Origin of the sequence: Peptoanaerobacter stomatis (genome assembly GCF_000238115.1) — a bacterium.
In the GTDB taxonomy this organism is placed as follows: Bacteria; Bacillota; Clostridia; order Peptostreptococcales; family Filifactoraceae; genus Peptoanaerobacter; species Peptoanaerobacter stomatis.
On sequence record NZ_JH414579.1, the window covers coordinates 1 to 6,422 of the forward strand.

The 6,422-nt window shown below is 37.2% G+C and carries 3 protein-coding genes and 1 pseudogene; all 4 read right to left on the minus strand.

Annotation, left to right across the window (positions count from 1 at the left end):
- A partial coding sequence (locus tag HMPREF9629_RS12790; protein ID WP_009526460.1) for an Eco57I restriction-modification methylase domain-containing protein occupies positions 1 to 5,188 on the minus strand: 5,188 nt, incomplete at its 3' end.
- 31 nt (positions 5,189 to 5,219) lie between these two features.
- Positions 5,220 to 5,570, minus strand: a pseudogene (locus tag HMPREF9629_RS10990) (DNA topoisomerase); the annotation flags it as partial.
- 19 nt (positions 5,571 to 5,589) lie between these two features.
- Positions 5,590 to 5,769 (minus strand): transposon-encoded TnpW family protein, encoded by a 180-nt coding sequence (locus tag HMPREF9629_RS10995; protein ID WP_009526461.1) that lies wholly within the window; start codon positions 5,767 to 5,769, stop codon positions 5,590 to 5,592.
- 263 nt (positions 5,770 to 6,032) lie between these two features.
- Positions 6,033 to 6,422: type III toxin-antitoxin system ToxN/AbiQ family toxin (locus HMPREF9629_RS11000; RefSeq protein ID WP_009526462.1), on the minus strand; the 390-nt coding region annotated here is incomplete at its 5' end.

The window sequence follows — 6,422 nt, forward strand, 5'->3', positions numbered from 1 at the left end:
CAGACATAGATAACACAAGAGCTTCAAGGGAAGTATCTACATGGTCGATTGTCTTTGCCTTTGTTATTGTTCTTTTTGAAAAAATATCTCCCTTAGCCTTAAAGTTTTCTTCTTCATCAAGAATTTCTATTGAGGAAACAAGCGGAAAGTTGCTATCTTCTTTTAAGGCTCTGGTATTAGAAAGATTATTGACATACCCATGTTTTTTAGAAAAACTGTCATAGACTTCATTTAACTTCTCCTGAGCTTTCTTTACTTCATCATCTGAAAAATCCTCTTTTTGCTTGTATATTACATCTTTTAAGGCTTCGTTCAGTTCAAGATAATCCTTAATCTTTTCCTTGTTTTTATCTGTTACTTCTTTCTTTACAAATAGAGAGTTTTCTCTGTAATACACCTCATCGTCAATAAGGGTGTAGGAGAAGTTCTTGACATCGTCTGTGGCAGGGATAGATGTTATTTCATCATCAAGCAGCTCTATTTCTTCATAATTAGCATCTTTAGAAATTTCTTCGCTTGCTTTTGTAAGAAGTTCCTTTATGTCTGTATTTTCTTTTGGCAAACAAGCAAGGGTATTTCCAAATCTTCCTGACACTTCTTCCATGGAGCCAAGCACCATCTGAGGATTCTCTACAAAGTATTTGTTATATGTCAGACCATTTTCATCTTCTGCAAGATGTATCCAGTCCTCCTCACGCTCTCTGATACTGTCCCTTTTCTTTAGGAAGATAATATCCGAGGTTACTTCCGTTCCGGCAACGCCCTTAAAGGTATCGTTCGGAAGTCTGATTGCTCCTAAAAACTCCGCTCTTGCTGCAAGGTAGCGTCTGACGCTTTCATCCTTTTTATCCATCGTCCCTGAAGATGTGATAAAAGCGATAACACCGCCATTTCTGACTTTATCAATGGATTTCGCAAAGAAATAATCATGTATCAGGAAGTTATTTTTGTTATACTCCCTGTCATTGACCTTGTACTCTCCAAAGGGTACATTACCAATCACCGCATCGAAGAAGTTATTGGAAAAGGAAGTTTCTTCCAGTCCTTTAATCTGTATATCACTTTCCGGATATAGAAGTTTTCCAATTCGACCGCTTATACTGTCAATCTCCACGCCATAAAACTTTGACTCACTCATTTCATCAGGAAGATTGCCGATAAAGTTTCCGATGCCCATTGACGGCTCTAAGATATTACCACTCTTAAAGCCCATTCCTGAGAGGGTAGAGTAGATACTGTCAATGACTGTTTTAGGCGTATAAAAAGCTGTTAATGTTGATTCCTTAGCAGCTTCGTATTCTGATGGCGATAGATTTTCTTTTAAGAATGCTCTTGCTTCTTTCCATTGACCACCTCTTTCTTCATCAAATACTTCAGATAATCCGCCCCAACCGACATATTTTGCCAAGGCTTCCTGAACTGTGCTGTCAAGCTCTCTTTGTCCACTCTCCACTCGTTTAAGCATGGAGATTGCTTCAAGGTTTTGGTTTAACCTTTCACTTGGCGTTAATTTTTCAGGGAGGATTTCTTCGGTAATCTTAAAGTTATGAACTTCTGTTTTAGGTTTTTCTGCCTTTTCATCAATGTCTTGAATTGTATCTTTAGCTTTCTTGTATGTCAGATTTTCAAATATTCTCTCAAGGTCGCTATCCAAACGATAGGGAATCACATCGGAGCCAGTTATCATACCGCCAAGATATTCGGTATTGTCCATAACCGTTACGGTCTTTAGGTTATTTCCCATATTATCAAAGCGGATTATGGTATAGTCCTTATCCTTGTATCTTACTTCATCACCAACCAAAAAGTTTGGTCTTTCAAGGCTTATCTTTTTTAGCAGTTCCTCATTATCCATAAACGGTACGATTGCAATTTGCCTATTTCCATCTCTTGCCGGATACAGCCATACCTCCGGCTTTCCGTTTACCTTGTTTTTTTCAATATCCCTTGCAATATATGCTTCATGATCAAAATAGACGGTATCACCTTGTTTCACTGCAAATTGTTCTGCAAGGCTTTCCTCTTTTTCATTCAGCTCTACTTCTTCTTTTTGCTGAATGTAGTCAAATAGGGTAGATTGAACAGGACTTTTTTCAAGTGCTTCTTCCATTTCTTCAAAATTTTCATAAGTTTTATACTCGGCTGTATCTATTCTTAAATGTTCTTTTAGTTCATACGCTGTATAGCCGTAGCTGTCTATCAGTTCATCAACCTTTTTGCTATCTTCATAGCTCTCTCCATAAAACAGCTTGTACTTTACACCACCAAGAGCCACGCTATTTTTCGCTTCGGATAAATTGATATGAGCTACATCAGACTTATCTGCCAAAATAAACTCTGCACCGACCTTAATGGCAATTTTTTCATCAGGGGAAGTCCCTTTGTTATCGGTATCCTCTATGCTAACACCTGATAATTTGTTCCTATCGTTGATAATACTCTCTGCTTCTTCTAATGAAATTCCCATTTCATCACTAAGATAAAAGATTTCCTGTTCCTTTTGATTATCTTTTGAGGAAAGCTGTCCGTTAAATACTCGGTCTATTTCTTCCTCGCTCATCTGTTTTACAAGCTCGGTATCTTTGATTTCTTGAAAAGTCTTTGGAAAATCTTCCAACACAAGTCTTTGAGCATTTAGTTCCTTTAACTCCTCAAGATTAAAATATCCCCATTCAGGCTCAATCCCTAAAACAAGACCAAAGGCATCACCGCTTTCTCTGTCGTACTCCGTCATATACCAAGTCCAGTTACTTCTAAACGGAATAATATATGCTGCATGAACTTCCTTATCCGCTAAAGATACATCTTCCTGTGCATAAAGCTCCGGTACTCTTTCAAGCATTTCATCCGTCATCAGATTTTCAGGTTCATCTTTGGAATAATATTGTGATTTTTGTGCTTCTTTTGCTTCTTCTCTCTCTGCCTTACTTTCTATTTTCTTTTCTTCATAAAGATTTTTAGAAAGCAGTTCATCAATATGCTTTGCCACACTTGTCCAAGTGAGAAACACATCTTTACAATTATCCTTTTCAAGTTTTATTCCTTTGGCATCGTGCCATTCTCCACTACCTGTCAAGCCTGATACCGCATGGCTTCTTCCTCCTGTTCCATACTCATCTTTTAAAAAGTTGGCTTTTTCCTGTAAAGTGTGATTTTCTTTGAAAAATTTGGTAATTCGCTCTTTTCCTCTATCGATTCCACTTCCCCTTGAAAGGGTAGCAAGGACTTCATCTTCTGTAATAAAGGCTTTTACTTTCGGAAGTTCGGTCAGATTGGTACTGTATTCTTTTCTTGACAGTTCAAGCTCCTGTAGCTTCTGATAAAGGCTGTCCACCTTATGATAGTAAAACCTTAGTACATCTCTATCTTCTCTATATGCTTCTAAAAATCGTCCATACTCTTTGATAACATCCACAAGGTATTCAGGATTTTTCAGTGCCTCGGATAATCGTTTTGTTTCATCCTGAAAGCCACCTCCATTTTCGAGAAATTCAAAATATCCTTGTTCTTTTCCTTCCTCACTCAAATCGTGAATAAGATACCATAGGGACTCTGAAATCCGATCTCTTTCATAGTCAAATGCTTCAGAAAGCTCTATATTTGTGGCAAACTCACCGCCATTAAGAAGTTCATTTATCCTACTTGCAGCATCACTCCAACTTAAAACCTGCGTATGATCCTCTCTTGCCGATGTTCCGGAAGCAAAATGAATCCCCTTATCCGAATACCAAGCCGATATTTCATTTCCGTCAATGATATAGCCGTTCCCACCTTGAAAAGTGTTTTTAAGGTATTCTCCTAATTCTTCATTGCTTTTTCCTTTGGAAAACTCGGCAATGATAGGAAGTCTGCCCCCATCGTGATTTCCCCCGTTAATAAGGACAGTGTCTATATCTTTCTGAGCAAGAGGGATGCTAAGCCTTATCTGTCCGTAAGAGTTTTCAGGCAAAGAAAAAGAAGCCTTGTCAGCTTCTCTTATCTCTACTTCAGTATTTTCTTTTAGATTTCCACGATTTCCTTGATGGTCATTTCCTTCAAGGCTGAAATCATCGCTCCATACTGAGGACTTTCCTCGCTCTCTATCTTCCAAGCCTTCATCAGCTTCGGTTTTTCTGTCCTCATAAATGCTATCGCCTGTTTTTGAATATCCATCAAGTGTTCTGTCAGCTTCTTCTCCTTGTATAGATCCACTAACATCTCGAAGTGTCTCTGCTCCTCGCTCTGTGAAAGATAAGTGAGCCTCATCACTGCGTAGGTCGGATTCGGATATTCCTTGATGAATTCCGTCTGTTCCTCCAAGCTGCTTAGTGTATTCTCCCTGATTTTGACTGCTATCTCCTCCGTACTCTCCATTTCTGAAAACTCGCTCGGTTTCACTAATTCTTTCCTGATCATCTCGTCGAAGTACATTTTCTTCTACCTCCTCAATTTCTTCTTTTATTTGATTATATCCTGCTTCTCTGCTTCTCAAAACTCCTTTTTGAAGCTCTATCTCTTTACTCTTTTGAATGGTTGTATCTATGATATTTCCGCTAATATCCGATACGGTTTCACCAAGACTCATAAGGGATATGCTGTCCAGTCTTTTGAAGTTTTCTCTTAACAGTTCCTTATCCATCGGATAATCCACCTTAAACCTTGAAGCTACCGCATAACTCACTGAATCTCTCACAAACTTAGTAAAGGATATTCTGTCCTCATCAGCTATTCTAAGCTCATTCATAAGACTGTCTATCTTTTCATCACCGTAAAGCCTGCTTAAAGAAAAGATATTTTCAAGGATACTTTCGCTTTCTTCATAGCCTTCACTTGCTATCATCTCCTTTAAGACCTTTTGATGAGCTTCTTTATCAAATCGCCAAAGATTGACCTCATTGACATCTCTGTTTCTTGAAACAGTCTGGCTTACATCAAAGATGTAGTCCACTCTCTTTTTTATGCCGAAATCTTCTAAGATCGGAATTCCTTTTTGTCCTCGCATAACGGTTCGATGAAAGCGTTCACGCCAATAGTCGAACTTGGCACAGGCTGTTGCTTCAGGATTTTTATCATAGATACTTAATTGACTTCTAAAGTCATATCTTTGATTGTTCCCGACAACCTTCAGGAGCTTTAAATATTCCGCTTCACTATGCAGAATGTCCTGTTTTACAAGCTCCAAAATGTTATGAAAATCATTGATTCGCATTTTTACCTCCTTTTTCTAATATTCATTTTTCCTATTCATTCTTCTGGTGTTCCTCTACCGTATGTTTTATCTGTTCCTCAATCTTTTCTAAAAATTCTTTTTTGGAAGATTTGCCCTGTGCTATTTCAGACAACTCCATTTCCCACTGTGCCGTCATTTCTGCTGATTTGAAGTTATCTGCAACAATCTCAATCAGGCTTTTTCCTTTCGGTGTTGCAATCAGATTCTTCTTATCTCGTTCAATAAATTCTTTGTAAATCAGATTTTCAATAATGCCTGCTCTTGTTGCCGGTGTTCCAAGTCCTTCTCTTTCCACTTCAACACCTTTTTCCAATGCATCATTACCTGCAAGCTCCATAGCTTTTAAGAGTGTGTCCTCTGATAGCTTTTGTCAAGGGTATTTAAGAAATTTCTTCGTCTTTTTTGTAACTCATATCTTCACATTCTTTCTGAATAAGTCTATTTATTTTATCTGTGATTGTTTCATCACTGGTTTCGCTGAAATGCACTGTGACTTTATAGTTTGTTTTTCCAATTTTTTTGCTAAATGTGTTTTTAGCTTTGTTTTCTTCATCTGTCATTTGTCTCCTCCTTTCATCGCAATAAAAAAAGCGATTAGATTTTTTACTTTTCTAATCGCTCTAACTGTTTTGTTGTATTAAGTGATGGAATGCGTTTTAAGACTTGCTTTTATCTTAGGCATACTCTGAATGCCTCTTTTAGCTGCAATGCTCTAAAAACACCTCTCCGTTGTCTTGTATCATACTTATAAATACTTTCCCTCGCAAAAAAGAGAAGCAGAATATTATTCCACTTCCTTGATTATTCATAAGTAATTTATATTTTACTTCCAATCCAACATGGCTTTTTCTAACTCTGAAAAATTACAATTTGCTCTTCTGATAGTTCCTGTTTCCTTTTGCTTCTGATATAATTTTTCCACCTTTTTCAAAACCTTTGTTTTTACCTTAAGGCAAAAAGCATATTCTTTTTCAAATAAGTCTTTGTATCTGATGTCATCAAGCTCATCAAACTCAATTCTTTCATAACAACCATTCGGTACAGGTATCATTTTCTTAATATCCAATATAGATAATATGTGCATTTTTTCTTCATCAGAGTAATATTTGTATATATCTCCATTTATAGTAATGTTATTATCAATTACTTCATAAATCAAAAAATGCTCATCAGAAACATTCTTCCATCTTTTGTGTTTTTCCTTTGCAGAAGA

What these genes read in the sequence shown, in the direction of transcription:
- HMPREF9629_RS10995 (WP_009526461.1), bottom strand. Translation starts at nt 5,769, where the DNA reads ATGACAGATGAAGAAAACAAAGCTAAAAACACATTTAGCAAAAAAATT.